22 protein-coding genes are annotated in these 25,892 nt (G+C 68.6%); 11 read left to right on the top strand and 11 right to left on the bottom strand.

Annotated features, from left to right (window positions below):
- Positions 1-29 precede the first annotated feature (29 nt).
- Positions 30-2,294, bottom strand: a complete 2,265-nt coding sequence (locus tag OG861_RS15870; RefSeq protein WP_329196681.1) for a DUF6049 family protein — start codon at positions 2,292-2,294, stop codon at positions 30-32.
- A 187-nt stretch (positions 2,295-2,481) separates the two neighbouring features.
- On the opposite strand from OG861_RS15870, the gene OG861_RS15865 reads away from it, so the two are divergent.
- Positions 2,482-3,948: a CCA tRNA nucleotidyltransferase gene (locus OG861_RS15865; RefSeq protein WP_329196683.1), complete on the top strand. Its 1,467-nt coding sequence runs from the start codon at positions 2,482-2,484 to the stop codon at positions 3,946-3,948.
- Between the two features lie 106 nt (positions 3,949-4,054).
- Here the strand turns inward: OG861_RS15865 and OG861_RS15860 are convergent, their stop codons facing one another.
- The 3 genes from OG861_RS15860 to OG861_RS15850 form a co-directional block, all read right to left on the bottom strand.
- Entirely contained in the window at positions 4,055-5,341 is a 1,287-nt protein-coding gene (locus tag OG861_RS15860) for an MFS transporter (protein WP_329196685.1), read from the bottom strand.
- Positions 5,342-5,478: 137 nt separating this feature from the next.
- Positions 5,479-6,561 carry an inositol-3-phosphate synthase gene (locus OG861_RS15855; protein ID WP_330261758.1) on the bottom strand — a complete coding sequence of 361 codons (1,083 nt, stop codon included), beginning with the start codon at positions 6,559-6,561 and terminating at the stop codon, positions 5,479-5,481.
- 49 nt (positions 6,562-6,610) lie between these two features.
- The gene (locus OG861_RS15850; RefSeq protein ID WP_136210355.1) at positions 6,611-7,213 is read right to left on the bottom strand and encodes a PadR family transcriptional regulator; all 603 of its coding nucleotides are present in this window, start codon (positions 7,211-7,213) and stop codon (positions 6,611-6,613) included.
- Between the two features lie 272 nt (positions 7,214-7,485).
- Here OG861_RS15850 and OG861_RS15845 point away from each other — a divergent pair, with 272 nt between their 5' ends.
- Positions 7,486-10,083: a transglycosylase domain-containing protein gene (locus tag OG861_RS15845; RefSeq protein WP_329196689.1), complete on the top strand. Its 2,598-nt coding sequence runs from the start codon at positions 7,486-7,488 to the stop codon at positions 10,081-10,083.
- A gap of 85 nt (positions 10,084-10,168) precedes the next feature.
- Positions 10,169-11,629, top strand: coding sequence for a glycosyltransferase family 87 protein (locus OG861_RS15840; RefSeq protein ID WP_329196690.1), 1,461 nt, complete (start codon positions 10,169-10,171; stop codon positions 11,627-11,629).
- Positions 11,630-11,635: 6 nt separating this feature from the next.
- Here OG861_RS15840 and OG861_RS15835 read toward each other — a convergent pair whose 3' ends face one another.
- The 3 genes from OG861_RS15835 to OG861_RS15825 form a co-directional block, all read right to left on the bottom strand.
- On the bottom strand, positions 11,636-12,667 hold the full coding sequence (locus OG861_RS15835; RefSeq protein WP_329196691.1) for an alanine racemase: 1,032 nt from the start codon (positions 12,665-12,667) through the stop codon (positions 11,636-11,638).
- A gap of 70 nt (positions 12,668-12,737) precedes the next feature.
- The gene (locus OG861_RS15830; RefSeq protein ID WP_329196693.1) at positions 12,738-13,856 is read right to left on the bottom strand and encodes a lipid II:glycine glycyltransferase FemX; all 1,119 of its coding nucleotides are present in this window, start codon (positions 13,854-13,856) and stop codon (positions 12,738-12,740) included.
- Positions 13,857-13,984: 128 nt separating this feature from the next.
- Positions 13,985-14,299, bottom strand: coding sequence for a hypothetical protein (locus tag OG861_RS15825; protein ID WP_329196694.1), 315 nt, complete (start codon positions 14,297-14,299; stop codon positions 13,985-13,987).
- 251 nt (positions 14,300-14,550) lie between these two features.
- Between OG861_RS15825 and rpsF the strand changes: the two genes are divergently transcribed.
- From rpsF to rplI, 4 genes are all read left to right on the top strand, one after another.
- Positions 14,551-14,841 carry a 30S ribosomal protein S6 gene (rpsF, locus tag OG861_RS15820; protein ID WP_004950685.1) on the top strand — a complete coding sequence of 97 codons (291 nt, stop codon included), beginning with the start codon at positions 14,551-14,553 and terminating at the stop codon, positions 14,839-14,841.
- 73 nt (positions 14,842-14,914) lie between these two features.
- Positions 14,915-15,505, top strand: coding sequence for a single-stranded DNA-binding protein (locus tag OG861_RS15815; protein ID WP_329196696.1), 591 nt, complete (start codon positions 14,915-14,917; stop codon positions 15,503-15,505).
- A gap of 43 nt (positions 15,506-15,548) precedes the next feature.
- Entirely contained in the window at positions 15,549-15,785 is a 237-nt protein-coding gene (gene rpsR / locus OG861_RS15810; RefSeq protein ID WP_005315025.1) for a 30S ribosomal protein S18, read from the top strand.
- An 18-nt stretch (positions 15,786-15,803) separates the two neighbouring features.
- On the top strand, positions 15,804-16,250 hold the full coding sequence (rplI, locus tag OG861_RS15805) for a 50S ribosomal protein L9 (RefSeq protein WP_136210369.1): 447 nt from the start codon (positions 15,804-15,806) through the stop codon (positions 16,248-16,250).
- Positions 16,251-16,383: 133 nt separating this feature from the next.
- Here rplI and OG861_RS15800 read toward each other — a convergent pair whose 3' ends face one another.
- Positions 16,384-17,721 carry an MATE family efflux transporter gene (locus OG861_RS15800; RefSeq protein WP_329196699.1) on the bottom strand — a complete coding sequence of 446 codons (1,338 nt, stop codon included), beginning with the start codon at positions 17,719-17,721 and terminating at the stop codon, positions 16,384-16,386.
- Positions 17,722-18,155: 434 nt separating this feature from the next.
- Between OG861_RS15800 and dnaB the strand changes: the two genes are divergently transcribed.
- Together dnaB and OG861_RS15790 are read left to right on the top strand one after the other, a co-directional pair.
- Positions 18,156-19,631: a replicative DNA helicase gene (gene dnaB / locus OG861_RS15795; RefSeq protein WP_329196701.1), complete on the top strand. Its 1,476-nt coding sequence runs from the start codon at positions 18,156-18,158 to the stop codon at positions 19,629-19,631.
- Positions 19,632-19,640: 9 nt separating this feature from the next.
- Entirely contained in the window at positions 19,641-21,038 is a 1,398-nt protein-coding gene (locus OG861_RS15790; protein WP_329196702.1) for a serine hydrolase domain-containing protein, read from the top strand.
- A 62-nt stretch (positions 21,039-21,100) separates the two neighbouring features.
- Here OG861_RS15790 and OG861_RS15785 read toward each other — a convergent pair whose 3' ends face one another.
- Genes OG861_RS15785 through OG861_RS15775 form a run of 3 tightly spaced genes read right to left on the bottom strand, consistent with a single transcriptional unit; the run spans position 21,101 to position 23,710 of the window.
- Positions 21,101-22,276 carry a winged helix DNA-binding domain-containing protein gene (locus tag OG861_RS15785; protein ID WP_329196704.1) on the bottom strand — a complete coding sequence of 392 codons (1,176 nt, stop codon included), beginning with the start codon at positions 22,274-22,276 and terminating at the stop codon, positions 21,101-21,103.
- A gap of 53 nt (positions 22,277-22,329) precedes the next feature.
- Positions 22,330-22,791, bottom strand: a complete 462-nt coding sequence (locus OG861_RS15780) for a GNAT family N-acetyltransferase (protein WP_329196706.1) — start codon at positions 22,789-22,791, stop codon at positions 22,330-22,332.
- Between the two features lie 13 nt (positions 22,792-22,804).
- Complete coding sequence (locus tag OG861_RS15775; RefSeq protein WP_329196708.1) at positions 22,805-23,710, bottom strand: GNAT family N-acetyltransferase; 906 nt, start codon at positions 23,708-23,710, stop codon at positions 22,805-22,807.
- A 176-nt stretch (positions 23,711-23,886) separates the two neighbouring features.
- Between OG861_RS15775 and OG861_RS15770 the strand changes: the two genes are divergently transcribed.
- A complete protein-coding gene (locus OG861_RS15770; protein ID WP_329202318.1) occupies positions 23,887-24,537 on the top strand; it encodes an HAD family hydrolase in 651 nt (216 codons plus the stop codon).
- Positions 24,538-24,676: 139 nt separating this feature from the next.
- The gene (locus OG861_RS15765; RefSeq protein ID WP_329196709.1) at positions 24,677-25,864 is read left to right on the top strand and encodes a globin domain-containing protein; all 1,188 of its coding nucleotides are present in this window, start codon (positions 24,677-24,679) and stop codon (positions 25,862-25,864) included.
- The last annotated feature ends 28 nt before the right edge of the window (positions 25,865-25,892 follow it).

The raw sequence follows: 25,892 nt of genomic DNA, 5'->3' as shown, positions 1-25,892 counted from the left end.
TCCCCAGGCCGACCGGCCACGGCATCGCTTTAACGGTCCACTGTCTCACCCGTGCCGGACCCGCTTGTGCTTTGCGGTCCGGTGTCCGGGGACTCGTCACTCGGCTGCGTGCTCTCCTCAGAGGCCGCACGCGTCGCCAGGCGCTTGCGGCTCGCGTACATCTTGATGCCCGCGAGGACGAGGAGGAGAACGCCGCCCGCGATGACGAGCATGACGGTGGGAGTGACCTCGGTGGCCTCCACGGTGAACTTCTGTTCCTTGCCGTAGGGGACGCCGTTCTTCGTGAACAACTGCGCGGTGACCTCGACGGGACCGCTCGCGGTGGCGTTCGCGGGGAATTTCAGGGTCTGGCTGTGATCGGCCTGGACGGTGACTTCCTGCTCGGCCATTCCGCTGTCGCCGAACATCAACCGGGTGGGGTTGGCCGACTTCACGCGCAGGACCAGGTTGTGGACGTCCTGCACGAGGCTGTTCTGGACGCTGACCGGGATGATCGCGCTGTGCCCGGACAAGGTGGCGTCGGACTTGGGGACGACCTTGACCTTCTCGGTGAGGCCGATCAGGTAGTCCTGCACCTGGTCCCGGTAGACGCCGGCCTCCTCGGGCCGGCCGCGCCACGAGGTGGACATCTCCCGGTTGGTGGTGTTGCCGAAGGGGATCTCGACGCGCTCGGGCGCCGCGAGGATCACCTTGAAGCGGTCGAGGGTGTCCTGCGTGGTCCGGATCTTCTCGAACGCGGACACCGGGAGTTCCTGCCGGCTGAGGGCTTCCGGGTACTGACCGGCCCCCGGGACCTGGGTGGCGGCGCCGGGGTCCGGCTTGGCGGACGCCGCCGCTTCGAGGTCGGAGGGCTGCGTCCAGCGGCCGCCCTGCAGGCCGCGCAGGGCCGCCGCCATCGACTCCGCCTGGCTGGCGGACGGCATCCGCTGTGGTGTGACGACGAAGCTGCGCTGCTCGTCGCCGCCCTGCAGGTTGAGGGCGAGACTGTGGGCCAGGAACCTCTGCACGGCGAGCGCGGAATCCCTGGCATTGAGCATGTCGCCTTCGAAAGCCGTCGACAGTTCGGCGTCGGCGACGATCGCGGTGGCGCCCGCGCCGATGGGACGGGCGGCCGTCGGGGTGTAACCGAGGGCGCCGGTCTCCTGGAGGCTGTCGCTGCGGGTGAGGACGTTGTGGGCGCCCGCCGAGGTGGCCACGTTGACGATCGACGGGTCGATGGCGCCGTTCACGGGCCAGGAGAAGTCGGTGGACGGGGTGACGTGCAGGACCGTCTCGACGGCCTGCTTCGCCTTGTCGGTGGCGGGCCGCAGCTGGCCCAGGGTGCCCGAGACGTCCTTGCCGTGGTGGGCGAGGGAAGCCAGGTCGGGGTCGGCGTAGGGCAGCGCGACGACCTTCTTTCCCTGCACCGCGGTTTCCAGGGCGCTCAGCCACTGCTCGGCGACGGCCTTGCTCTTGCCCGGCAGGGGCTTTCCGTCGGGGTCGGGGTTGCGGATCCGGTAGCCCTTGGCCATGGCGTCGACCGTGTAGAGCAGGTCCGGGTCGATGACCCAGGTGATCGGCAGGTCCTTGCCGAGGGAGACCATCCGCTCCAGGCGGCCTCCCGGCGCCAGCTCCCTGGCGAGGGAGTCGTCGAGGAAGACGGGCGTCTGCGTCTCGTCCGAGCCGGTTTCCGCCGTGACCCGGGTGGTGGAGATCAGCGGCCACGCGTAGGTGAGGTAGGAGCGCTTCGTGGCGGCCTCGGGCTGCCACGGCAGGAAGGTCCGCCGGATACCGAGCACCTGCTCGTACGGTCGGCTGTCGGTCTCTCCCGACAGTGACACGCCCAGCTGGTAGACACCGTCCTTGCCCAGGTCCAGCTTGCCGACCGGGACGTTGATGGTGAAGGGCCGGCTGGCCTTCGAGGGCAACGAGTCGATCTTCACCGCGTACGCGGGGTCGATCTCCCCCGGGTCCACGCCGGCCCGGAAGCCGGTGCGGTCCGCCACCTCGTCGATGGACGCCCGGTCCCCCACGACGGGACCGACGCGCAGCCCCACGTGCGCGGACTTGATCGGCTCGCGGCTGTTGTTGACCACGCTGCCCGAGATGGTGAGGGTGTCGCTCTTCACAGGGGCGTTGGGCGAGACCTCAAGCAGCTGGACGTCGACGGCCGAGTCGGCGGCCTGAGCCGTCGGGGCAGGGGAGTAGACCAGGGCGGCGAGGACCGGCGTGCCCGCGAGCAGGACGACTGCCCGCCGCAGCCAGCGGCGCCGGGCAGGGGCGGCTGCCCCCAGGATGTCTGCCGCCTCGGCCACGCGCTCGCCCGTCCCTCGAAGTGTCAGTGGTCGTCGGTTGTGCGTCCACGAATGGTAACGAGGCGCGCTGTGCGCGAGTGCCGCCCCTTGCTCCACATGATCGGCTCCGCCCCCCGGGCGCGGTGGGGCGGGGTGGCCACAAAATCGCGGCGGCCCCCGCCGGGCGGGCCACGTACCCTTTTCTGTTGTGCCGAACGCCAATGAAGACACCCCCAGTGCCCTGAGTCAGGTGCAGCGCCGAGCGGTCAGTGAACTGCTGCGCGTCGCTCCTGTCGCCGACGAGCTCGGCCGCCGTTTCCAGGAGGCGGGCTTCCGCCTCGCCCTGGTCGGCGGCTCCGTGCGCGATGCGCTGCTCGGGCGTCTCGGCAACGACCTCGACTTCACCACCGACGCCCGGCCCGAGGACGTGCTGAGGATCATGCGGCCGTGGGCCGACTCGGTGTGGGACGTCGGAATCGCCTTCGGCACCGTCGGCGCACAGAAGCTGGCCCGCGTCGCGGACGGCGACCGGAACTTCCAGATCGAGGTGACCACGTACCGCTCGGAGTCGTACGACCGCACCTCGCGCAAGCCGGAGGTCTCCTACGGCGACTCCATCGAGGAAGATCTGGTCCGCCGCGATTTCACGGTGAACGCGATGGCCGTCGCGCTGCCGGAGAAGGAGTTCGTGGACCCGCACGGTGGCTTGGACGACCTCAGGGAAGGCATTCTGCGTACTCCCGGCACCCCTGAGGACTCCTTCTCGGACGATCCGCTGCGGATGCTGCGCGCGGCCCGGTTCGCCGCACAGCTGGACTTCGAGGTCGCACCCGAGGTCGTGGCGGCGATGAAGGCGATGTCCGAACGGATCGAGATCGTCTCGGCGGAGCGGGTGCAGGCTGAGCTCAACAAGCTCCTGCTGTCCGCACACCCCCGCAAGGGCCTCGGGCTGCTGGTGGACACCGGTCTGGCTGACCGGGTGCTGCCCGAGCTGCCCGCCCTGCGGCTGGAGAGTGACGAGCACCACCGCCACAAGGACGTCTACGAGCACTCGCTGATCGTCCTGGAGCAGGCGATCGACCTGGAGGAGGATGGCCCGGACCTCGTGCTGCGCCTGGCTGCCCTGTTCCACGACATCGGCAAGCCCCGCACCCGCAGGTTCGAGAGCGACGGCCGTGTTTCCTTCCACCACCACGAGGTGGTGGGCGCGAAGATGACCAAGAAGCGCATGACCGCGTTGAAGTACTCCAACGACATGGTCAAGGACGTGTCCCGGCTGGTAGAGCTGCACCTGCGCTTCCACGGGTACGGCGACGGGGAGTGGACCGACTCGGCCGTACGCCGGTACGTCCGAGACGCGGGCCCGCTGCTGGAGCGTCTGCACAAGCTGACGCGGTCGGACTGCACCACGCGCAACAAGCGCAAGGCCAGCGCGCTCTCCCGTACGTACGACGGCCTGGAGGAGCGGATCGCGCAGCTCAAGGAGCAGGAGGAGCTGGACGCGATCCGGCCCGACCTGAACGGCAACGAGATCCAGCAGGTGCTGGGTGTGGGTCCCGGTCCGGTGATCGGCAAGGCGTACGCGCACCTGCTGGAGCTGCGGCTGGAGAACGGGCCGATGGGCCATGACGCGGCGGTGGCGGCATTGAAGGAGTGGTGGGCGTCTCAGGCCTGAGACGGTGCCGGCCGCTGATGTTTCACGTGAAACGTCACGATGTTTCACGTGAAACCGAGGTCATGTTTCACGTGAAACATCGCGGGGTGGGCGCCCTGTCCCTCAGCTAGGGCGCGGCCGCGCCCGCGGCGGGGTGTCGGCCCTGCCGCTGGAGGAGCGCCGCTGTGGCGGCGTAGAGGACGGCCACGCTCACCACCAGCGGGACGGACCGGCCGTCGGCGGGGAGCATCAGGGAGGCCACCGCCGCCGCTGCCACGAACGCGGCGTTGAAGAGCACGTCGTAGACGGAGAAAACGCGCCCCCGGAACTCGTCGTCCACCTGGAACTGCACGACGGTGTCGGTGGAGATCTTGGCACCCTGCGTTGCGATGCCCAGGGCGAAGGCGGCGACGAGCATCGGTCCGGGTGCGAAGAACAGGCCGAGTGCCGGAACCAGGATGGCCGCGCCACCCGCACACACGGTCATCCAGCCGCGGGTGCCCAGCCGGCCCACCAGCCACGGTGTGACGACGGCTGCTGCGAAGAAGCCCGCGCCGGAGACACCGATGGCAACGCCCAGGAGGGCCAGGCCGGCGGATTCGTCGTCCGACCAGGAGTAGCGGCAGAGCATGAGCAGAGTGACCAGTAGAGCTCCGTAGCAGAACCGCATCATGGTCATCGCGGTGAGTGCCTGGGCGGCCTCGCGGCGTCCGGCCAGGTGCCGCAGGCCTTCGGCCATGCCCCGTACGGTGAGGGCCGCTCCCTCTGCGAGCGAGGGGTGGGACCGTCCAGGGAGGTGGTCGGGCCCCAGGAGGCCGACGGCCAGACGCAGGGAGACGAGCGCGGCGCACAGGTACAGCCCGGCGGCGAACAGTACGACCAGAGCGTCGGAGCCCGCGGCCAGCAACCTGACCAGGAAGGCCAGCCCCCCGCCGGCAGTCGCCGCCAGGGTTCCGGCGGTGGGCGAGAGGGCATTCGCTGTCACCAGCTGGCCGGACCCGACGACATGCGGCAGCGACGCGGCCAGACCTGCCAGTACGAAGCGGTTGACGGCCGTCACGGACAGGGCCGAGGCGTAGAACAGCCAGTCGGGGACGTGGGTCACCACGAGCAGACCCGTCACGCAGGCGAGAAAGGCCCGCAGGAGGTTGCCGTAGAGGAAGACTTGCCTGCGGCGCCAGCGGTCCAGCAGCACTCCGGCGAACGGCCCGATGACGGAGTAGGGCAGGAGCAGCACGGCCATCGCTGAGGCGATGGCCGCGGGTGAGGTCTGCTTCTCCGGCGAGAACACCACGTAGGTGGCGAGCGCGACCTGGTAGACGCCGTCGGCGGCCTGGGAGAACAGCCGGACGGTCAGCAGATTGCGGAAGTCCCTCAGGCGCAGGAGTACGCGCAGATCACGTACGACAGGCATGAGGGCAAGGGTCACATACGCCGAGGGTCCCCGGGCACATTGCCCGGGGACCCTCGGCGGAAGAACAGTCGAAGTCCAGGTGTCCGAAGGACCGGGCTTCGTGTGCTTTCTTGTGGAACGCGTCGAGCCGGAGCTGCTTAGCGCTCGACCTCGCCCTTGATGAACTTCTCGACGTTCGCGTAGGCCTCGTCGTCGAAGTACTGGACCGGCGGGGACTTCATGAAGTAGCTCGAAGCCGACAGGATCGGACCACCGATGCCGCGGTCCTTGGCGATCTTCGCGGCGCGCAGGGCGTCGATGATGACACCGGCCGAGTTCGGGGAGTCCCACACCTCGAGCTTGTACTCGAGGTTCAGCGGGACGTCGCCGAAGGCACGGCCCTCAAGGCGGACGTAGGCCCACTTGCGGTCGTCGAGCCACGCGACGTAGTCGGAGGGGCCGATGTGGACGTTCTTCTCGCCGAGCTCACGGTCGGGGATCTGCGAGGTGACGGCCTGCGTCTTGGAGATCTTCTTCGACTCGAGGCGGTCGCGCTCAAGCATGTTCTTGAAGTCCATGTTGCCGCCGACGTTGAGCTGCATGGTGCGCTCAAGACGGACACCGCGGTCCTCGAACAGCTTCGCCATCACGCGGTGCGTGATGGTGGCGCCGACCTGGGACTTGATGTCGTCGCCGACGATCGGAACGCCGGCCTCGGTGAACTTGTCCGCCCACTCCTTGGTGCCGGCGATGAAGACCGGGAGGGCGTTGACGAACGCGACCTTGGCGTCGATGGCGCACTGGGCGTAGAACTTCGCCGCTTCCTCGGAACCGACGGGCAGGTAGCAGATCAGGACGTCGACCTGGCGGTCCTTGAGGATCTGCACCACGTCGACCGGAGCCTCGGCGGACTCCTCGATGGTCATGCGGTAGTACTTGCCCAGGCCGTCCAGGGTGTGGCCGCGCTGCACGGTGACGCCCGTGTTCGGGACGTCGCAGATCTTGATGGTGTTGTTCTCGCTGGCGCCGATGGCGTCCGAAAGGTCGAGGCCGACCTTCTTCGCGTCGACGTCGAACGCGGCGACGAACTCGACGTCACCCACGTGGTAGTCGCCGAACTGGACGTGCATCAGACCGGGGACCTTGGCCGCCGGGTCGGCTTCCTTGTAATACTCGACGCCCTGCACCAGCGAGGCGGCGCAGTTGCCCACGCCGACGATGGCTACGCGAACCGAACCCATTCCGGTTGCTCCCTGTTTGTTCTCGGACGAGGCCTGCGAGATGCAGGCCTCACTTTGCAGTTTCGTCGGACGGACCGGGTCGTCTCTGATCCCGTCCCGCCCGCTCGCTCTCAATGAGCTCGTTCAGCCAGCGCACTTCGCGCTCCACGGATTCCATTCCGTGTCGCTGCAGCTCAAGGGTGTAGTCGTCGAGCCGCTCCCGCGTGCGCGCGAGTGAGGCGCGCATCTTCTCCAGACGCTCTTCCAGCCGGCTGCGGCGGCCCTCCAGCACTCGCATGCGCACTTCCCGCTCGGTCTGACCGAAGAAGGCGAACCGGGCGGCGAAGGACTCGTCTTCCCAGGTGTCCGGGCCGGTGTGGGAGAGGAGCTCTTCGAAGTGCTCCTTGCCCGCGGCCGTCAACCGGTAGACGATCTTGGCCCGGCGCCCCGCGAGTGAAGCGGCGAGAGCGTCTTCCGGGGCGTTGCCCGGTTCTTCGATCAACCAGCCGTTGGCGACCAGCGTCTTGAGGCAGGGGTAGAGCGTCCCGTAGCTGAACGCCCGGAAGACCCCCAGTGAGGTGTTGAGCCGTTTACGAAGCTCGTAACCGTGCATGGGGGACTCGCGGAGCAGGCCGAGGACGGCGAACTCGAGGATGCCTGAGCGCCTGCTCATCCGCCTGCCTCTCTTCCGGCTCCGAGTTTATGCCGAGCTGATGTATCGACTCGATACATCCAGACGATAGAGCGGGCGGCTCGTGGCGACAAGGGGTGGAGTGGTGACCGGCGTCACATCACCAATTCGTACCAGGCAAGTTGCCTGATTTGGGGTGAACTTCGGCACTGATTGGGTTTTGACCCTGCGTACTCTTTGCCGCATGACACCGGGGGAACCGGAATGTAACCGCCGCTTCCAGGCCACTCGCCTGCCCGAGGAGTAGTCGTTCGATGAGCGAGCACCGCCGCAAACCGCCGCAGCAGCCCCAAGGCGGCGGGCGCGCCGCGTCCCGCCGGGGTGCCCCGCAGCACCCGGGCCGCGGCGCCGCGGCCGGACGTGACGTCCCCATGGCCTCACGCAGCGGCCCGCACGGAGGGCCCCAGGCCCCCCACGGCAGCCGGGCCGACACACGCAGAGCCGCCCAGCGAGGATCCGCGGGCCGTGGGCGGGCGGGAGGCAACGGACGGCCGGACAAGCGGCTCATCAACTACCCGCGCTCCGACAAGGACGGCTGGATGCGCTTCGTGCCGTCCTGGAAGCTGGTGAGCGGCACCATCTTCGGGTTCTTCGCTGTGATCATCGCCGGCGCCGGCATCGGTATCGCCATGGTCAACACCCCGGACGCGAACAAGGCGGCGAAGGCACAGAACAACGTCTTCTACTGGGCGGACAACACCCAGATGGTCGCGACCGGCGGTTCGATGAACCGCCAGATCGTGCCCATCGACAAGATCCCCCTCTCGATGCGCAACGCCGTGATCGCGGCGGAGAACGAGAGCTTCGAGACGGACAAGGGCGTCGACCCGATGGGCATCGCCCGGGCCGTGGTGAACATGGCCAAGGGCGGCTCCACCCAGGGTGGGTCGACCATCACCCAGCAGTACGTCAAGAACACCTACCTCGACTCCAACCAGACGCTGAAGCGGAAGGTGACCGAGCTCTTCATCGCGATAAAGCTCGGCGTCTCGGAGGACAAGGACACGGTCCTCGCGGGCTACCTCAACACCGCGTACTACGGCCGGGACGCCTATGGCATCCAGGCAGCCGCACGCGCGTACTTCGGAAAGGACAGCGACAAGCTGAACCCCTCGGAGAGCGCGTTCCTGGCGTCGATGCTCAAGGGCCCCAACCTCTACAACCCGGACGGCGGCATCGGCTCGGCTGCGACTCCAGAGCAGAACGACAAGCGCGCCCGCCAGCGCTGGGCCTGGGTACTGGACCGTGAGGTCGCGGTGGGGCGGATGGACCCGGCGGAGCGGGCGAAGTACACGCAGTTCCCCGAGCGCATCGAAGCCGAGCAGGTCCGCAGCCTGTCAGGACAGACCGGCTACCTGGTCGAGACGGCCAAGCAGTACGTCACGAAGACCTTGCGCATCACCCCGGACGACCTGGCCCGAGGCGGCTACCAGATCTACACCACCTTCGAGAAGCCGAGAGTGGACGCCCTGACAAAGGCCGTCGAGGACACCCGCAACGGTTTCATCAACGAGAAGGCACGCCCCGACACCGACACGTTCGTCCAGTTCGGCGCCGCTTCCGTAGACGTGAACACGGGTGCGATCGTGGCCCTCTACGGCGGCCCGGGCATGGACAAGAAGTACTTCAACAACAACGCCAACACCAGCGGTGTCCCGGTCGGCTCGACCTGGAAGCCGTACGTGCTGGCGGCGGCGATGGAGTACGGCACCAAGAAGTCCAAGGGCGAGGGCATCTCGGCCGACAGCAAGTACAACGCCAACGACCTGACGGTGATCAAAGACCGGGACGGCAGGCCGCTGCTCGGCAAGGACGGCAAGCCGTTCCAGCAGAAGAACGAGAGCGAAAGGGCCTACGGCTACGTCACGCTGAACGAGGCGATGGAAAAGTCCATCAACGTGCCCTTCGCCCAGCTCGTCTTCGACGTCGGTCACAGCAAGGTCCGGGACGTGGCCGCGTCCACCGGCATCCTCAAGGATTCGATGGACCCGAACGACAACGCCTCCTTCGCCCTCGGCACCTCGACCCCCAGCGCCATCCGGATGGCGGACTCCTACGCCACCTTCGCCGCCTCGGGCACCCACCACGAGCCCTACTCGGTCACCAAGGTAGAGAAGAACGGCACGCCCCTGCCGGGCTTCGAGGCACCCAAGGCGCAGCGCGCCATGGACAACTCCGTCGCGGACAACGTCACCAAGGTGCTCAAGAACGTCGTAGAGAGCCCCGAGGGAACCGGTACCAAGGCGAAGAAGCTGGGCCGGCCGGTGGCCGGCAAGACCGGTACGACCGACAAGAACAAGTCGGCCTGGTTCGTCGGCTACACCCCGCAGCTCTCCACCGCGGTCACCCTGTTCCGCAGCGACCCCAGCAAGCCGGACCAGGGACTCCTGTCCATGAACGGTGTGGGCAACATCGACTCGATCCACGGTGGTGACATCCCCGCCACCATCTGGACCGAGTACATGAAGGAAGCGCTCAAGGGAAAGCCCGTCAAGGACTTCCCGGAGGCGGAGGACATCGGCGTGGTCGCGGACTCTCCCGGAGCCCCCACCCCCACGCCGGCGGCGCCCACACCCTCCCCCTCGGTGTCCCAGTCCACGCCTCCGGCGAGCCCCTCGCCCTCGGGTTCCCCGTCCCCCTCCAAGGGCGGCAAGCCGAGCTGCCCGCCCTGGAAGCTGTGCCCGCCCGGCACCACCGGGGGTACCGACACCGGGACCAGCACCGGCACCAGCAGCGGCGTCGACGGCGGACCGGACGGCGGCACCACCGGGGCACCTTCGCCGCCCGCCAGCGGAAAACCGGGCCGCCCGGGCGGCACCAGCTGGGGCACCAGTCTCGGCACCGGGGGCTGATCCCCTCCACGCCCCACTCGACGAGGGCCGTCGCACTCCGCGGCGGCCCTCGTGCGTGCCCGGGGCGGTACGGCAGGATGAGCCCATGACGAAGGTGCACGAGGACCGGCCCGTTCTGCCGACCCAGCAGGACGAGGTCGCCGCCGCCGGCAGTGAGCTCATCGGTGGCCCGTTCGGCCGCCATGTCCGGCTGGGCGGCCACTGGCTGACGCCGGTCCGTGTGGTGGTCCTCGTCGCGCTCGGCATGTTCGCGCTCGGCATGGTGCAGAAGGTGCCGTGCTACGACTGGGCGTGGTTCCGGGGAGCCGGCTCCCAGTACACCCACGCCTGCTACTCCGACATCCCGCACCTGTACGTGGTGCGGGGCTTCGCCGACGGCCTCACCCCCTACTGGGACCGGCTCCCGGGCGACATGCAGTACCTGGAATACCCGGTGCTCACCGGGCTCTTCATGCAGATCGCCTCCTGGATGACCCCCGGCAGCGGCTCGATGCAGCACCGCGAGCAGATGTACTGGATGGTCAACGCGGGGATGCTGATGATCTGTGCGGCGGTCATCGCCGTGTGCGTCGCCCGCACCCATCGCCGACGGCCCTGGGACGCGCTGCTGCTGGCCCTGGCCCCCGCGTTCGCCCTCACCGCGACGATCAACTGGGACCTGCTGGCCCTCGCCCTGACCGCCGTCGCGATGCTGATGTGGTCCCGCGGCCGCGCGGTGCTCTTCGGCGTCTTCATCGGGCTGGCCACCGCGGCCAAGCTCTACCCGGTACTGCTGCTCGGGGTGCTCTTCGTCCTCTGCCTGAGGGCCGGGAAATGGCGGGCGTTCGGCGGCGCCGCAGCGGGAGCGGCCGCTGCGTGGCTCGTGGTGAACCTGCCCGTCATGCTGTTCGCCTGGGACGGCTGGAAGAAGTTCTACACCTTCAGCCAGGAGCGGCCCATCGACTTCGGTTCGGTGTGGCTGTTGATCTCCCAGCGGTCGGGGAACCCCCTGACCGGCGCGAACACGTACGCCACCGTCCTCACCCTGCTGCTGTGCGCCGGCATCGCGCTGCTCACCCTCAAGGCGCCCCGCCGTCCGCGCTTCGCACAGCTGGCCTTCCTCGTCGTCGCGGCCTTCATCCTGGCCAACAAGGTGTACTCGCCGCAGTACGTGCTGTGGCTGATCCCCCTCGCCGCGCTCGCCCGGCCGCGCTGGCGGGACTTCCTGATCTGGCAGGCCGGTGAGGTCCTTTACTTCCTCGGGATCTGGTTCTACCTGGCCTACACGACCAGCGGCGACAAGCACCAGGGCCTGCCGGTCGAGGGTTACCAGCTGGCCATCGCCCTTCACCTGCTGGCGACCCTCTACCTGTGTGCGGTGGTCGTACGGGACGTCCTGCTGCCCGAGCGTGACGTCGTGCGGCGCGACGGATCCGACGACCCTTCGGGCGGGGTCCTGGACGGGGCGCGTGACGTCTTCACGCTGTCCAACGCCGCGGGGGCGCCGCATGACGCGACGCCCCCGGAGGCACAACGGGTGGAATGGGGGACCCGCCCCCGGCACTGAGCGGGCTCAGGCGTCGACCACCCGGTCGAACTGCGTGGTGGTGTGCCGCAGGTGCGCCACCAGCTCGTCGCCGACCTTCGGCTCCGTGGCGTCGGACGGCACGAACAGGATCGACACCTGCATGTGCGGGGGCTCCGCGAACCAGCGCTGCTTGCCCGCCCAGACGAACGGCGACAGGTTCCGGTTGACCGTCGCCAGGCCGGCCCGTGCGACGCCCTTGGCGCGCGGCATCACCCCGTGCAGGGCCTTGGGGGCCTCCAGGCCCACCCCGTGCGAGGTACCCCCGGCGACCACGACGAGCCAGCCGTCGGAGGCGGCCTTCTGCTGGCGGTAGCCGAACCGGTCGCCCTTGGCCACACGCGTGACGTCCAGGACGGCGCCCCGGTACTGGGTCGCCTCGTGGTCGCCCAGCCACAGCCGGGTACCGATGCGGGCCCTGAAACGGGTCTGCGGGAACTGCTGCTGGAGCCGGGCCAGCTCCTCGGCCCGCAGGTGGCTGACGAACATGGTGTGCAGCGGCAGCCGTGCGGCGCGCAGCCGGTCCATCCAGCCGATGACCTCCTCGACGGCATCGGAGCCGTCGGGGCGGTCGAGCGGCAGGTGCAGGGCGAAGCCCTCCAGGCGCACGTCCTCGATGGCCGACTGGAGCTGCCCCAGGTCCTGCTCCGAAACACCGTGGCGGCGCATCGAGCTCATGCACTCGATGACGACGCGGGCGCCGACCAGGCCCCGGACCCCGTCCACCGAGGACACGGACCTGATCACGCGGTCCGGCAGCGGCACCGGCTCCTCGCCCCGCCGGAACGGGGTGAGGACGAGCAGATCACCGCCGAACCAGTCCTTGATGCTCGCGGCCTCGTACGTCGTGCCGACGGCCAGGATGTCGGCGCCCATCCGGGTCGCCTCCTCGCACAGCCGCTCGTGGCCGAAGCCGTAGCCATTGCCCTTGCAGACCGGGATCAGCCCGGGGAACTGGTCCGCGATCTGCTTCTGGTGCGCACGCCAGCGCGCGGTGTCGACGTAGAGCGTGAGCGCCATGCCCGTCCGGAACCTCTCCGATAAGCCGCTGGGTGCGGCGGTGCTGTGTTTGTGGATGGGGCGGGTGCCGTCAGCGGCGCGACATGTAGATGTCGAGCGCCTTGTGCAGCACCTTGTTCAGCGGGAAGTCCCACTCGCCCACGTACTCGACCGCCTCGCCGCCGGTGCCGACCTTGAACTGGATCAGACCGAACAGGTGATCGTTCTCGTCCAGGGTGTCACTGATTCCGCGCAGGTCGTAGACGCTCGCACCGAGCGCGTAGGAATCGCGCAGCATGCGCCACTGCATCGCGTTCGAGGGGCGGACCTCGCGCTTGTGGTTGGCGGAGGCGCCGTAGGAGTACCAGACGTGCTGGCCGACCGTGAGCATCGTGGCGGCTGCCAGCGGCTCGCCCTCGTGCGTGGCGATGTACAGCCGCATGCGGTTGGGGTCCTCGGAGTTGAGGGCCGTCCACTGCCGCTGGAAGTAACTGAGCGGGCGCGGGCGGAACTTGTCGCGCTCGGCCGTGATCTCGTACAGGTGCTGCCACGTCGGCAGGTCGTCGTAACCGCCCTGGACGACCTCGACACCGGCCTTCTCGGCCTTCTTGATGTTGCGGCGCCACAGCTGGTTGAAGCCCTTGAGGACGTCGTCCAGCGAACGGTTGGCCAGCGGTACCTGGAAGACGTAGCGGGGCTGGACGTCTCCGAAGCCGGCTCCGCCGTCCTCGGCCTGCTGCCAGCCCATCCGGCGCAGCTTGTCGGAAACCTCGAAGGCGCGGGGCTCGATGACCGATGCCTCCACGTCCCGCAGGCGCTTGACGTCCGGGTCCTGGATGCCGGCCTTGATGGCGGCCGCGTTCCAGCGGCGGATGACGACGGGCGGACCCATCTTCACCGTGAAGGCGCCCTGCTGCTTGAGGTGGGCCAGCATCGGCTGGAGCCACTCCTCCAGGTTCGGGGCGAACCAGTTGATGATCGGTCCCTCGGGCAGGTAGGCGAGGTACCGCTTCACCTTGGGCAGCTGGCGGTACAAGACGAGGGCGGCACCGACGAGTTCGCCGGACGCGCCGAACCAACCGAGGTTCTCCGAACGCCACTCGTTCTTGACGTCGGCCCACGCCGGGACCTGGCAGTGGCTAGCCGAGGGCAGGCTCTGGAGGTAACCCAGATGCTGCTCTCGGCTGATGGTCCTCAGGGACAGGCTCATGCGGGGTGCTCCTCCGGCGGCTTCGCTGCTATGGCGCGAAGCCTACTGCGACAGGGGCGCCGCCCCACTGGGGGACGGGTCGGGCCCCGCCCGGTGCCGGGCGGCGCCCCGTCGCGGAGGTACCCCGGTCAGCCCAGCCAGCCGCCGAAGAGGCCGCCGTGTGCCATGCCGAGGAAGAAGCCCACGGCTGAGGCACCAAGCCCGATGATCAGCGCGAAGCGTTCGCGTGTCGTCTCCGAGATGAACTGTCCGTAGGCGCCGGTGATGATCCCGATCAGCCCGGTCCAGGAGCTGAGCAGGTGCAGGTTGTCGAAGAACCCCGTGACGAACGCCACGACGCCGAGGATCACGGTGACCGCCATCAGGGTGTCCTGTAGCGGGTGGGGCTTGCCGTCGGTCGCGAAGAGCGAGATGGAGGACTGAGGTCGCATTGCCTGTGCCATCGGAAGGCACCTCCTGGCTGCCGCAGAGCGGTGCTACGGGGCCGCCTCCGGGGGAGCCGGGGGCATAGCACCGTGCACACCCGATGGATACAGAGTGTGGCCCACTCCTGCCGGATTTCAACCGGAAGGAGTCGAGCAGGTAGTCTGTACGGTCTGCGCGGTGTCTGCTCTGTGGACGCCGTGCGCACGCATCACGACCCTCCTGCCACGGAACGACCGTGGCCGCTGAGTCCAAAGGAGGTGGGTTCCACATGCGTCACTACGAAGTGATGGTCATCCTCGACCCCGATCTCGAGGAGCGCGCTGTCTCCCCGCTGATCGAGAACTTCCTCTCCGTCGTCCGTGAGGGCAACGGAAAGGTCGAGAAGGTCGACACCTGGGGCCGTCGTCGTCTCGCTTACGAGATCAAGAAGAAGCCCGAGGGCATCTACTCGGTCATCGACCTCCAGGCCGAGCCTGCGGTCGTCAAGGAGCTTGACCGACAGATGAACCTGAACGAGTCGGTTCTCCGGACCAAGGTCCTCCGCCCCGAGACCCACTGAACTTCGGTTCAGCGGTAATCGGGACCGAGTAGCACAGCAGCCCAGCAGCAAATCCCCGCCGAGAGGTTCATCCATGGCAGGCGAGACCGTCATCACGGTCGTCGGCAATCTCGTCGACGACCCCGAGCTGCGCTTCACCCCCTCGGGTGCGGCGGTCGCGAAGTTCCGTGTCGCGTCCACCCCCCGCACCTTCGACCGTCAGACCAATGAGTGGAAGGACGGCGAGAGCCTGTTCCTGACCTGCTCGGTGTGGCGGCAGGCGGCGGAGAACGTCGCCGAGTCCCTCCAGCGAGGCATGCGCGTCATCGTGCAGGGCCGGCTGAGGCAGCGGTCGTACGAGGACCGTGAGGGTGTCAAGCGCACGGTCTACGAGCTGGACGTCGAGGAAGTCGGCCCCAGCTTGAAGAACGCCACGGCCAAGGTCGCCAAGACCACGGGTCGCGGCGGCCAGGGTGGGTACGGCGGCGGTCAGCCGCAGGCCGGCGGCGGCAACTGGGGCGGAGCCCCCAGCGGCGGTGCGCCTCAGGGCGGCGGAGCTCCCTCCGACGACCCGTGGGCGTCCAGCGCGCCGGCCGGTGGCCAGCAGCAGGGCGGCGGCGGGGGCGGCTGGGGCGGAAGCTCCGGCGGCTCCGGCGGTGGCTACTCGGACGAGCCGCCCTTCTAGGGCAGCTCGCATCCCCACTTCTTGATCACACAGGAGAGACACAATGGCGAAGCCGCCTGTGCGCAAGCCTAAGAAGAAGGTCTGCGCGTTCTGCAAGGACAAGACCGCGTACGTGGACTACAAGGACACGAACATGCTGCGGAAGTTCATTTCCGACCGTGGCAAGATCCGTGCCCGCCGCGTTACCGGCAACTGCACGCAGCACCAGCGTGACGTCGCCACGGCCGTGAAGAACAGCCGTGAGATGGCGCTGCTGCCCTACACGTCCACCGCGCGATAAGGAAAGGGTGACCGACTAATGAAGATCATCCTGACCCACGAGGTCAATGGCCTCGGTGCCGCTGGCGACGTCGTCGACGTCAAGGACGGATACGCCCGCAACTACCTGATCCCGCGTCGCTTCGCGATCCGCTGGACCAAGGGTGGCGAGCAGGACGTGGCGCAGATCCGCCGCGCCCGCAAGATCCACGAGATCGCGACCATCGAGCAGGCCAACGAGATCAAGGCCAAGCTCGAGGGCGTCAAGGTGCGCCTGGCCACCCGCTCGGGTGACGCCGGCCGTCTCTTCGGTTCCGTCACGCAGTCCGACATCGCTTCGGCGATCGAGGCTTCTGGTGGCCCGAAGGTCGACAAGCGCCGCGTTGAGCTCGGCTCGCCGATCAAGACCCTCGGTTCGTACCAGGTCTCCGTGCGTCTGCACGCCGAGGTCCTGGCGAACGTGGGCGTCGAGGTCGTCGCCGCCTAAGTGCTGCGCACGAAGGGCCGCACCCCAGTGGGGTGCGGCCCTTCGTCGTTTCCGGGGTTCTTCGTTTCACGTGAAACACGGTGGGTCTCGTGGGACCAGGCGATGTTTCACGTGAAACAACGCCCGCCCGGGGTCAGCGGGTAGCGCCGGCCACCAGCCACCGGCCCGAGCGGGCGCGCAGCTGGAGGGTCGCCATACGGACCACCATCATCAAGGTCATGGCCCACCAGAGGGCGGTCAGGCCGCCTCCCAGGCTGGGCAGGAGCAGCGCGGCGGGAGTGAAGACGGCCAGGGTCAGCAGCATCGCGCCGGCCAGGTAGCGGCCGTCACCCGCGCCCATCAGGACCCCGTCGAGTACGAAAACGATGCCGCAGATCGGCTGGGAGACGGCGAGTACCAGCAGGGCGGGCAGCAGTGTGTCCTCCACGACAGGATCGCTGGTGAAGAGCGGCACGAAGACGGATCGCGCCAGAACGACGAGCAGACCCAGTACAAGGCCGCCGATGACGCCCCACCGCACCATCCGTCGGCACAGAGCCTTGGCCCCTTCGGTGTCCCCTGCGCCCAGGTACCGGCCGATGATGGCCTGTCCGGCGATCGCGATCGCGTCCAGCGCGAAGGCGAGCAGTGTCCACAGCGAAAGAAGGATTTGGTGAGCGGCGATGTCCGCGTCCCCCAGCCGAGCGGCTACGGCAGTAGCGATCATCAGAATGGCCCGCAGGGACAGCGTGCGGACCAGTAGGGGCACGCCGGCCTGTGCACAGGCGCGTATGCCTGCCGTGTCGGGCCGCAGCGTGGCTCCGTGCCGACGGGCGCCGCGGATGACCACGACGAGGTAGACGGCCGCCATGGCGCATTGGGCGATCACCGTGCCCCACGCGGAGCCGGCGATGCCGAGGCCTGCCCCGTAGACGAGCGCCAGGTTCAGGGCCCCGTTGAGGGTGAAGCCGCCGATGGCGACATAGAGCGGCGTGCGCGTGTCCTGGAGCCCACGGATGACACCGGTGGCCGCCAGCACCACGAGCATGGCCGGGATGCCCAGGGCGGAGATCCTCAGATAGGTGACCGCGTAGGGGGCGACGGTGTCGGAAGCCCCGAACAGGGAGATCAGCCGCGGCGCGGTGGGCAGGACGACGGCGATGACGGCAGCCCCGAGCAGCAGTGCCAGCCAGATCCCGTCCATGCCCTGGCGGATGGCGGCCTGGAGGTCACCCGCGCCGACCCGTCGGGCGACGGCCGCGGTGGTGGCGTAGGCGAGGAAGACGAAGACACTGACCGCGGTGGTGAGCAGCGCGGCTGCGACGCCCAGGCCGGCCAGCTGGGGGGTCCCGAGGTGCCCGACGATGGCGCTGTCCGCCATCACGAAGAGCGGCTCGGCGACGAGCGCGCCGAAGGCGGGGAGGGCGAGCGCGAGGATCTCGCGGTCGTGTCGTCTCGGGTCCGCTTCCGGTGCTGTGGAGGCCAGTTTCATACGCCCAATCTAATCTTCCACAGGTAATGGACACAACATATCTAGGACCCTTACTTGGCCGCTGACTTGGGAGTTCTCCGCACCCCTTTGGAGGCGATCTTGAGACAGTGGCCAAGAATTTTCTCCCTCACAGCCTGAGGACGGAGAAAGTGCAGGTCAGTGGGCTAACAGGGGTGGCCAGGTGATTTTGTCCACAGCGTCGTCCCCCGGTCCGTGCACAGCTTCGGCCGACTTACCCACAGCATTGGCGCCGTCATCCACATCTCATCCACACAGCCTGTGGATAACAAGATTGGCTGACGTCGTCCGCGGCCCTACCGTTGTGCGTTGCCCCGATGCGCCGACAGCCGGTCCGGGGTCCCCGAATGTCAGAGCCGTGCCCTAGAAAGAGTGGCACGGCGAGGTCCGCGTTGCGGACGGGAGGAGGCGGCCCGGTGAGTATGCCCGAGCCCATGGACGACCCCTGGGCCGACAGCGGTCCGGGTGACCGTCTGCCCGCCCGCTCGCGCCGCAACGGTGACGGCCGCGGCCGTGGAGACGACCAGCAGGACCGCGGGCGCGAGGGCGGCTCGTGGGACGGCGGCGGCTTCGAGCGCGTCCCGCCCCAGGACCTCGATGCCGAGCAGTCGGTCCTCGGCGGCATGCTGCTGTCCAAGGACGCCATCGCCGACGTGGTCGAGGTGCTCAAGGGGCACGACTTCTACCGTCCGTCGCACGAGACGATCTACCAGGCCATCCTCGACCTGTACGCCAAGGGCGAGCCCGCCGACCCGATCACCGTCGGCGCCGAGCTGACCCGGCGCGGTGAGATCAGCAAGGTGGGTGGTGCGGCGTACCTGCACACCTTGGTGCAGTCCGTACCGACGGCGGCCAACGCCGAGTACTACGCGGAGATCGTCCACGAGAGAGCCGTGCTGCGCCGCCTGGTCGCCGCCGGCACCAAGATCACGCAGATGGGATACGCGGCGGACGGCGACGTCGACGCGATCGTCAACAGCGCCCAAGCCGAGATCTACGCGGTCACCGAGCAGCGGACGTCTGAGGACTATCTGCCGCTGGGCGACATCATGGAGGGCGCCCTCGACGAGATCGAGGCGATCGGCTCGCGCAGCGGCCAGATGTCCGGCGTCCCCACCGGTTTCACCGACCTCGACTCCCTGACCAACGGCCTGCACCCCGGTCAGATGATCGTCATCGCTGCACGTCCCGCCATGGGAAAGTCGACGCTCGCCCTCGACTTCGCCCGCGCCTGTTCCATCAAGAGCAACCTGCCCAGCGTCATCTTCTCCCTCGAAATGGGCCGCAACGAGATCGCGATGCGCCTCCTCTCGGCGGAAGCCCGGGTCGCGCTGCACCACATGCGCTCCGGCACCATGACGGACGACGACTGGACCCGGCTGGCCCGTCGGATGCCCGACGTCTCCGCCGCGCCCCTGTACATCGACGACTCCCCCAACCTGTCGATGATGGAGATCCGGGCGAAGTGCCGTCGGCTCAAGCAGCGCAACGACCTTTCGCTCGTGGTCATCGACTACCTCCAGCTCATGCAGTCCGGCGGCTCGCGCCGTCCCGAAAGCCGCCAGCAGGAGGTCTCGGACATGTCCCGAAACCTCAAGCTGCTGGCGAAGGAGCTGGAGGTCCCGGTCATCGCGCTGTCCCAGCTGAACCGTGGACCCGAGCAGCGCACGGACAAGAAGCCGATGGTCTCCGACCTGCGTGAGTCGGGCTCGATCGAGCAGGACGCGGACATGGTGATCCTGCTGCACCGCGAGGACGCGTACGAGAAGGAGTCGCCCCGCGCGGGCGAGGCCGACCTGATCGTGGCCAAGCACCGTAACGGTCCGACGGCGACGATCACCGTGGCCTTCCAGGGCCATTATTCGCGGTTCGTGGACATGGCCAACACGTAGCATCCGATCATGGCTGCTGTATCTGAGGACGTACCTGAGGACCACCGACTGCTTCCCGCCACCCGGCGCGCGCTGACGCACCGGATCGCCCTGGCGCAGAGCGAGGGGCGTGCGCCGTCCGTCGTCGCTGCTGTCGTGCGCGGCGGGGAGGTGGTCTGGGAAGGGTCCCGGACCTCTGTCGAAGGGCACGGTCCTGACGGGGACGTCCAGTACCGGATCGGGTCGATCACCAAGACGTTCACCGCCGTACTGGTGATGCGCCTGCGGGACGAAGGGCTGCTGGAACTCGGCGACCGGCTGGAGAAGCACCTTCCCGGTACGGGGGCCGGGGAGGTGACCGTCCGCCAGTTGCTCGCCCACACGGGCGGTTTGGCGGCCGAGACGCCGGGCGAGTGGTGGGAGCGGACGCCGGCCGCGCTGCGACCGGCGCTCGGTGACGTGCTGGGAGAGGCGCCCTTCCGTTTCGAGCCGGGCTTGCGGCACCACTACTCCAACCCGGGCTACACGCTGCTCGGTTCGCTCGTCGAGGCGCTGCGCGGCAAGCCCTGGGAGGAGGTGCTCCGGGCTGAGGTGCTGGAGCCACTGGGGCTGGACCGTACGACGGTCGGCCCGCAGTCACCGCACGCCGGCGGCTGGGCGGTGCACCCTTGGGCGGACGTGATGATGCCGGAGCCCGTCGAGGACCTCGGGATCATGGCCTCGGCCGGTCAACTCTGGTCCACCACCAGGGACCTGGCCCGGTTCGCGGCGTTCCTCGTTCGGGGTGAGGCCGGGGTGCTGAGCGCGGAATCACTGCGCGAAATGCGTACACCGACCGTCGCCCCCGAGCCGGGTGCCCCGGCGAACGGTTACGGACTCGGGCTGCAAGTACTGGACCACGGTGGGCGCGCGCTCGCCGGACACGGCGGGTCACTGCCCGGGTTCGTCGCGGGACTGTGGCTGAGCGAGGCGGACGACGTGGCCGCGGTGGTGCTGGCGAACTGCACGTCGGGACTGCCCGCCACGACCGTTGCGGTGGAGCTGGTCGGCCTCGTGGCGGAAGCCGAGCCGCGTATCCCCGAGCCGTGGCGGCCCTTCCTCGGTTCGGACCCGGTGGCCCTTGAGCTGTGCGGCCCCTGGTACTGGGGCACGGCGGCCCAGGTGGTGCGGCTGACGTCGGACGGGCTGCTGGAGCTGGGCCCGATGGGGCCGACGGGTCGCACGGCCAGGTTCCGGGCCGAGCAGGACGGCAGCTGGACCGGCCTGAACGGCTACTACGCGGGTGAGACACTGCGCGCGGTACGGCGGGCGGACGGGTCAGTGAGTCACCTCGACCTTGGTTCGTTCGTGTTCACGCGGGAGCCGTACGACGCCGGTGCCCCGGTCCCGGGCGGAGTGGACCCGCAGGGCTGGCGCGGCATCGGTTAGCAGGGGGTGGGGATCGGGCGGCCGGCCCCCTCAGGAGACCAGCTCGCTCGGACACCAACTCGTCAGGAGACCAGCTCGCGCTCCAGCGGCGTCCGGAAACGAGGGGTGATCCGGGCCTCCCCGATCCACTCCGCGAGGCGGCCGGCCTCGGCGGTCACGGCCCGCTCGGCGGCCCGGCCGGGGCTCCCCAGCAGACGCCAGACGATCCGGCCGTCGCCGCGCTGAGCCCAGCCACCGACGATCTCGCCGTTCCACCACACGGTCGGGCCGATGTTCCCCGCGTAGTCGAACAGGGCGGCCCGGTAGGCAGGATCCAGGTGGAACCCGCGGTCGGCCCAGCCCATTGCACTGGGGTCCAGAGCCGGAAGCAACGCGGCCCAAGGCTCCGGAGCGGGCTCGGGGACGGTGTCGCCAGGGCTGACGAGGGCGGTGGCGCCGCCTTCGAGGCGGACGTGTTCCACACCGGCGGCGGCCAGGGCCCTGCGCGCGTCGGTCAGCGTCCAGCCGGTCCACCACTTGAAGTCGGCCTCGGTGGCCGGCCCGTACGCGCGCAGCCATCGGCGGGCGATCTCGGCGCGGGCCTCGGCAACCGGGACGGCCGGCCAGGGCTCGGTGTGGACCCAGCGGTACTGGCTGGAGGTCCACGCCCCGCGGGGACGGTCGCGCCGGATCCGCCCGTCGGCCGCCAGGAGACGGATGACGCGGGTCGCGACGCCGGTCTGTGCCTCGTAATTCTTGCCCCGGCCCACGGTGATCTTCCGGCGCAGAGCGGGTACGGCGGCCGACAGTTGGCCGCCGGTGGAAGCACCACGGGTGTCGAGTGCGTCGAGTGTGGCCTTCTCCGCCTCGGCCAGCCAGGCGGCATCGAGCCCTTGGCCGTCTTCTTCGAGGTGCTTGAGGATGCTCCTGCGTTCCTTGACCGCGATGGCCCGGGCCGTGGACGAGTCGACGTAGGGCGCGAGTTCGGTGGAGACGGCGAACAGCGTGTTGCGCATGCTCAGCAGCCGGACCAGGCTCACGTCCCCGTACAGGGCCTGTTCGATCGTGGCGGGGTCGCTTTCGGTGAGCCGTGCGCGGGCGGAGAGGAATACCGTCGCGGCGTCGGTGGCGTGCAGGGCGACGACGGCGTCCGCCGCCTGGGGCACGAGGGCCGCGCGCGCCGAAGGCGCCAGCCGGTGACGGCGGCCCAGCCGGTGGCGACGCTCGGCCTGTGTGATCAGAGGGAGGGCGGCATTCACCCTCCTGATCGTAGGCCGGGCTACGGACAGCGGCCCGGCCGTGGGGCGATCCGTCAGAGCGCGAGTTTGAATCCGACGTGGGAGGCGGTGAAGCCGAGCCGTTCATAGAAACGGTGCGCGTCGGTCCGTGTGACGTCGGAGGTGAGCTGGACCAGCGCACAGTTCTCTTGGCGGGACCTCTCGATCGCCCACTCGATGAATCGGGTGCCCAGGCCGCTGCCCCGTTCATCGGCGTGAACGCGAACCCCTTCGATGATGGAGCGGGTGGCTCCCCGGCGGGAAAGGCCTGCGACGACGGTGAGCTGGAGGGTACCCACGACACGCTCACCGCGGACGGCCACCATCACGTGTTGGTGGGGGTCGTCCGTCAGATGCTTGAGAGCCTCGACATAGGGGGCGAGATCGTCCGGAGATTCGCGGGCCGCCCCGAGCGGGTCGTCGGCGAGCAGGGAGACGATGGCGGGTAGATCGGCCTCGGTCGCGGGGCGGATGGTGAGCTCGGTGTCGTCGGCCATGGTGGTTCCTTCCTCAGCTTGCGGCGACGGTGATCGGGGCCCAGCGCCGTTTCCAGTCGCCGGGGAGACGGGAAATGTCCCGGGTCATCACGGCGTTGACGGCCAGAGAACCGAGACCGCGGGCTTTGAGCCACGCAATGAGCCCTTCGTGGCGTACGTCGACATCGGTGCGCAGCGGTCGATCGGTGGTGGCCGCCAGTGCGTTGACCAGAGCTCGTGCAGTGGCTGTGTCCTGGGCGACAAGCGGCCCGATCACATGAGTTTCCATGTTGGGCCAGATGGCGGCGTAACCGATCAGCTCACCGGTGCTTTCCTCGGCGACGAACAACCTGTCTGCGAAGGCCGGCAGTCGCGTCAACAGGTGGGTGCGGTCCGTACCGAACACCTCCGTGTCCAAGCCGACGATCCGGGCGATGTCATCGGCGGTGGCCGGCCTGACGAGTGCGGCTTCGGACCCTGGCGGTGCGGGATCCGGTTGGAAGCTTCCCTGCAACATCTCGGCGCTGCCAATGGCGTCGAAGCCGAGTTCCTCATAGAGCGGGCGTCCGAAGGGCGTGGCGTGGAGAGTGAGCGGGATGCCCTTGAGGACGTCGTTGCAGATGTACGTCATGAGGCGGCGCCCCATGCCCTGCCGCGCGTACCGGTCGGCGACGAGGACCATGCCGATGGCGGCAAGCTCCGGATCGGCATGTGGCCGGCCGTATCGGGTGACGACGCACACCGCGGCGAGTCCGTTGCCGTCGGGGGCGTCGATTCCGTAACCGTCCCCGGCCACAAGGAGGAGTCCCCATTTGTGGTCCTCGCGGAGCCAGCCACGGTCCTCGGAGAGGTCGGCGCAGTGGCGGAGATCGTTCAGGGCCAGTGAGCGGATCGGCAGGTCGGTGAGCTCTGATGGTGTCACCGGCTCAGCCTGGATCATGACGCGGAGGCCGTCCAGAGGATTTGGCAGACCGAGGCGCTCGACGCGGCGAACGTTTCACGTGAAACATCCGTCCGGCCTGCCCGGCTGCTGCTGCCTCACCGGGTCGAGGCCGGTCTGTGTTTCACGTGAAACAGGCTGTTTCACGTGAAACATGGAAGCTAGCCTCGATGACTATGACGCGTCTGCACCTCTTCGACCTCGATGGCACCCTGATGTACGGGTCGGCGGCGCCGGTAGAGATCTCCCGGCAGCTCGGCGTCAGCCAGGAGATCGCCGAGCTGGAACGGGCCTTCGCTGCCCGGGAGATCGGCCCGCACGAGTTCTCCCTGGCGGCGCACGCATTGTGGTCGGACCTGACGGCCGCCCATGTCCGGGCTGCGTTCGACGGTGCCCCGTGGCTGGAGGGGATCCGCGAGGTGTGGCGGGAGATCAAGGAACGTGGTGATCTTTGCGCGGTGATCTCACTGTCTCCCTCCTTCTTCGTGGAGTTGCTCCTGGAGTGGGGAGCGGATGCCGCGCACGGGTCGGTCTACCCAGCGGTCCCCTTCACCGGGCCCATGGACGTCACGGGGATCCTCACCCCGGAGGGGAAGGTGGAGGTCGCCGACCGGCTGTGCGCCCGGTTCGGAGTGAGCCGGAACGACTGTGTCGCCTACGGGGACTCTCTGACCGATTCAGTGCTCTTCGAGGTGGTACCGACGTCGATTGCAGTCAACGCGCAGCAGTACCTGGCGGAGCGGGCCACATACATCTACCAGGGACGGGACCTCCGCGAGGCGTACCGGCTCCTCGGGACGACACGTCAGGAAGTCGCCGTATCTTAGGGGGAAAGGGGAATGCGAGCGCCGAGTTTCCTCATTCCCCCGCGGGGCACACGGTCCGCTGGCACGCTATAAAGCCCGGAACCACGGATTCGACCGTGGTGTGTGCAGACCGACCGAGATGCTCTAAGCGAGGCACCGCATGGACGCTCCGTCCACCAGACCGGCAAGACGGGGGACGGACCGGATACCTTCCGGTGCCGGGGCGACCGAGCCCTCCCCCGATGCCGTACTCATCCGCAGCACGCTCGCGGAGATCGCGCCCATCGCCGACAAGGTCACTTCGTACTTCTACGCCCTGCTGTTCACGCGGCAACCCGAGGTGCGGGAGATGTTCCCCGTGGCCATGGACACCCAGCGCGACCGGCTGCTGAAGGCGCTCCTCACGGCCGCCGAACACATCGACGATCCCGAGGTGCTCACCCCCTATCTGCGTCGGCTCGGCACCGGCCACCGCAAGTACGGAACCATGGCAGGCCACTACCCCCTGGTGGGCGAGGCGCTGATGGGGGCGCTGTCCCGGTACGCGGAGCTGACCTGGGGGCCGGAAGCCGAGGCCGCATGGGTGCGGGCGTACACCTTGATTTCCCAGATCATGATCGACGCGGCGGCCGAGGACGAGTTCAAAGCGCCGGCCTGGTGGCACGCGGAGGTGGTCGCCCACGATCTGCGGACACCGGACATCGCGGTGCTGACGGTGCGCCCGGACCGGCCGTACGCATTCCTCGCAGGCCAGTACACGAGCCTGGAGACCCCGTGGTGGCCTCGGGTCTGGCGGCACTATTCCTTCGCCTCCGCCCCGCGCGCCGACGGGTTGCTGTCTTTCCACGTCAAGGCCGTTCCGGCGGGTTGGGTCTCCAACGCCCTGGTGCGTCACGCCCGGCCGGGTGATGTCCTGCGCCTGGGCCCTCCGGCCGGATCGATGGTGGTGGACCACAGCACGGACAACGGGATGCTCTGCCTCGGCGGCGGGACGGGCATCGCCCCGATCAAGGCGTTGATCGAGGATGTGGCGGAGCACGGTGAACGACGCCGCATGGAAGTCTTCTTCGGAGCGCGCAGCGACACCGACCTGTACGACAAGGACACGCTGCTCGGGCTGCAGCGGTCACATCCTTGGCTGTCGGTACGTCCGGTCGTCGGGGAGGGGTTGGCGGGGCAGCTGCCCCAGGCCGTCGGTGCGAACGGGCCCTGGAGCTCGTACGACGCCTTCATCTCGGGTCCGCCGGCGATGGTCCGCAATGGTGTGGACGCCCTCAAGCGGATCGGGATCCCGTGGGAGCGGATCCGCTACGACTCGGTCGAGGAGTTGGTGGGAGCCGCCGGCTGACCCGGCGACTGCCCCTCGGCCCCTCGGC

Source organism: Streptomyces sp. NBC_00539 (genome assembly GCF_036346105.1).
Classification (GTDB): Bacteria; Actinomycetota; Actinomycetes; order Streptomycetales; family Streptomycetaceae; genus Streptomyces.
This window is presented reverse-complemented; position numbering and strand designations above follow the sequence as displayed.

What these genes read in the sequence shown, in the direction of transcription:
- OG861_RS15860 (WP_329196685.1), bottom strand. Translation starts at nt 5,341, where the DNA reads ATGCCTGTCGTACGTGATCTGCGCGTACTCCTGCGCCTGAGGGACTTC.
- OG861_RS15855 (WP_330261758.1), bottom strand. Translation starts at nt 6,561, where the DNA reads ATGGGTTCGGTTCGCGTAGCCATCGTCGGCGTGGGCAACTGCGCCGCC.
- OG861_RS15850 (WP_136210355.1), bottom strand. Translation starts at nt 7,213, where the DNA reads ATGAGCAGGCGCTCAGGCATCCTCGAGTTCGCCGTCCTCGGCCTGCTC.
- OG861_RS15845 (WP_329196689.1), top strand. Translation starts at nt 7,486, where the DNA reads ATGAGCGAGCACCGCCGCAAACCGCCGCAGCAGCCCCAAGGCGGCGGG.
- OG861_RS15840 (WP_329196690.1), top strand. Translation starts at nt 10,169, where the DNA reads ATGACGAAGGTGCACGAGGACCGGCCCGTTCTGCCGACCCAGCAGGAC.
- OG861_RS15835 (WP_329196691.1), bottom strand. Translation starts at nt 12,667, where the DNA reads ATGGCGCTCACGCTCTACGTCGACACCGCGCGCTGGCGTGCGCACCAG.
- OG861_RS15830 (WP_329196693.1), bottom strand. Translation starts at nt 13,856, where the DNA reads ATGAGCCTGTCCCTGAGGACCATCAGCCGAGAGCAGCATCTGGGTTAC.
- OG861_RS15825 (WP_329196694.1), bottom strand. Translation starts at nt 14,299, where the DNA reads ATGGCACAGGCAATGCGACCTCAGTCCTCCATCTCGCTCTTCGCGACC.
- rpsF (WP_004950685.1), top strand. Translation starts at nt 14,551, where the DNA reads ATGCGTCACTACGAAGTGATGGTCATCCTCGACCCCGATCTCGAGGAG.
- OG861_RS15815 (WP_329196696.1), top strand. Translation starts at nt 14,915, where the DNA reads ATGGCAGGCGAGACCGTCATCACGGTCGTCGGCAATCTCGTCGACGAC.
- rpsR (WP_005315025.1), top strand. Translation starts at nt 15,549, where the DNA reads ATGGCGAAGCCGCCTGTGCGCAAGCCTAAGAAGAAGGTCTGCGCGTTC.
- rplI (WP_136210369.1), top strand. Translation starts at nt 15,804, where the DNA reads ATGAAGATCATCCTGACCCACGAGGTCAATGGCCTCGGTGCCGCTGGC.
- OG861_RS15800 (WP_329196699.1), bottom strand. Translation starts at nt 17,721, where the DNA reads ATGAAACTGGCCTCCACAGCACCGGAAGCGGACCCGAGACGACACGAC.
- OG861_RS15790 (WP_329196702.1), top strand. Translation starts at nt 19,641, where the DNA reads ATGGCTGCTGTATCTGAGGACGTACCTGAGGACCACCGACTGCTTCCC.
- OG861_RS15780 (WP_329196706.1), bottom strand. Translation starts at nt 22,791, where the DNA reads ATGGCCGACGACACCGAGCTCACCATCCGCCCCGCGACCGAGGCCGAT.
- OG861_RS15775 (WP_329196708.1), bottom strand. Translation starts at nt 23,710, where the DNA reads ATGATCCAGGCTGAGCCGGTGACACCATCAGAGCTCACCGACCTGCCG.
- OG861_RS15770 (WP_329202318.1), top strand. Translation starts at nt 23,887, where the DNA reads ATGACGCGTCTGCACCTCTTCGACCTCGATGGCACCCTGATGTACGGG.
- OG861_RS15765 (WP_329196709.1), top strand. Translation starts at nt 24,677, where the DNA reads ATGGACGCTCCGTCCACCAGACCGGCAAGACGGGGGACGGACCGGATA.